Raw genomic sequence first — 2,138 nt, 5'->3', positions numbered from 1 at the left:
CTCAATACTCCGTCACCTTGTCCTCACGCAAAACCCACCCGGCCTCGCCCGCCACCAACGTGTATTGAACCTGGCGCATCTTCCCCGTGCGGCCTGCGCCTGCGTCAGCGCTGTCATACACCGGGAAGCGCTGCACCAGCCGGTTTTCCACCACTGCAAACGAATCCTCGCCCTGATAACCCTCGGCGGTTTTCGGGTTGTCGCTGACCGGGGGCAAGTAGATTTCGCTCAGGGATTTTTTGTTATTGGCTGAATAGGCGATCAGATCGCCCGGCATGCCGCGCCCGGGCGAGCGGGTAAACACGTAGAGTTCAGGGGAGCCGTCGTTATTGAGGTCAGCGACTTCGGCACGCACGACCTCACCGGTGAGCGCCCGGCTGATGATCGCGTTATCGATCTCCAGACCTTTGAGGGTGATGCGCAGCGTCGGTTTGCCGTCAACCTGTTCGGTGCTGACATGAAAGGAAATGCCCTGCCATTCCAGCGTCTGCTCGAATGGCTGTTTGCCGCGGCTGGCATCGCCATTGACCAGTCTCAGAGACAACTCGTAGTTGGCCACCTCGTTGCGCCGTGCGGCATTGCGCATGAGATAGACTTGAACCGTGTACTCGCCATCGGCCGGCAATGTTCCGAGGAAGTGATTGCCCATGATCGAACCGTTGAACAGCGCGTAATCCGCGCCCTTGGCGGTGATGTTGAAATAGGCGGAGGTGTTGGACGGTTTGAAGTCGACGGTGAGCAACTGGCCGGCCCTGGCATTGAATCTGTACTCCGCGGTCTGGTCACCCTTGATCGACTGTTTGCGCTGGACGCTGTCGGCGCTGGTTGTGAAAGCGATCGGTTCGACGCGCACAGCGCCAGCATCTGCTGCGTGGACAGGCAGGGAAATCAGTATGGCCAGCGCGGCGGCGATCCAGGTTTTCATCTTCAACTCCATTGCATCTCGATGTTTGCAGCATAGAGGCTGCGTCGAGCAGTCGCCCAGTGATTACGCGGATTAAATGTTGCTGGATTTGAGCACGTGCTTGGGGTGATGTTCCCTGACACCAATCAGCTGTTCACATAATTCTCACCTGATTTTTGCCATGATCATTGCCGTTACTCCATAGGCTCAAACGAGTGATCCCGTCATGAATGTCAGCGTTCTCTACGCTTTGGTTGCGGCCGCGCTGTTTGGCGCCAGTACGCCACTTGCCAAGCTGCTGGGGGCACAGATTTCGCCGATACTGTTGGCCGGGCTGCTCTATCTGGGCAGTGGTCTGGGCTTGACCCTCCTGCGTGTTGCCCGCGATCGAGGCTGGCAGCGTTCCGGACTCGGCACCGGCGAATGGCCGTGGCTGGTCGGCGCCATCGGCTTCGGCGGTGTGCTGGCGCCGGTGGCGTTGATGTTCGGTTTGACCAGGACATCCGGCGCCAGCGCGTCACTGATGCTCAACCTGGAATCGGTGCTCACGGCGCTGCTGGCCTGGGTGGTGTTCAAGGAAAATGCCGATCGGCGAATCGTACTTGGCATGCTCGCCATCGTGGCCGGCGGCGTGGTGTTGTCATGGCCGCAGGGGGCCATATCGGCGCAAGACTGGATCGGGCCACTGGCCGTCGCCTTCGCCTGCTTTTGCTGGGCCATCGACAATAACCTCACGCGGAAAGTCTCTGCCTCGGACGCACTGTTCATCGCCGGCAGCAAAGGCCTGGTCGCCGGTGTGGTCAACTGCGGCCTGGCCTTATTCATCGGCAAACAATTGCCCGCCGCCGACTCGCTGGTGCCGATCCTGCTGGTCGGTTTTCTCGGCTACGGCATCAGCCTGGTGATGTTCGTCCTCGCCCTGCGCGGACTGGGCAGTGCGCGCACCGGCGCGTACTTTTCCACCGCGCCGTTTCTGGGCGCAGCTATCTCGATTCTGCTACTGGGCGAGTCAATATCGCTGATGTTCCTGCTCGCTGCCGCGTTAATGGCCGTAGGGGTATGGATTCACCTGATGGAAAACCATGCCCACGAGCATCAGCACGAACGGCTCGAGCACGATCATCGCCACACACACGACGAGCACCATCAGCATACGCACGGGTTTGAATGGGACGGGACGGAGCCGCACAGCCATCCGCATGTGCATACGCCGATGCGGCATAGTCATGCGCAC

The 2,138-nt window shown here is 60.1% G+C and carries 2 protein-coding genes; one reads left to right on the top strand and one right to left on the bottom strand.

All coding sequences use genetic code 11. From position 1 onward, the window contains the following. Position 1: 1 nt before the first annotated feature. Positions 2-925 (bottom strand): hypothetical protein, encoded by a 924-nt coding sequence (locus tag DBR24_RS01140; protein ID WP_128613627.1) that lies wholly within the window; start codon positions 923-925, stop codon positions 2-4. A gap of 205 nt (positions 926-1,130) precedes the next feature. Here DBR24_RS01140 and DBR24_RS01135 point away from each other — a divergent pair. After that, the coding region (locus tag DBR24_RS01135) for a DMT family transporter (RefSeq protein ID WP_146188924.1) at positions 1,131-2,138 on the top strand (1,008 nt) is incomplete at its 3' end.

The sequence above is a fragment of the Pseudomonas sp. HMWF006 genome, assembly GCF_003061205.1.
In the GTDB taxonomy this organism is placed as follows: Bacteria; Pseudomonadota; Gammaproteobacteria; order Pseudomonadales; family Pseudomonadaceae; genus Aquipseudomonas; species Aquipseudomonas monsensis.
Note: the sequence above shows the minus strand (reverse complement) of the source record. Positions and strands in the feature narration are given on the sequence as shown.

Bases quoted from the DNA above. Each gene is read 5' to 3' on its own strand.
- DBR24_RS01140 (WP_128613627.1), bottom strand. From the start codon at position 925: ATGAAAACCTGGATCGCCGCCGCGCTGGCCATACTGATTTCCCTGCCT.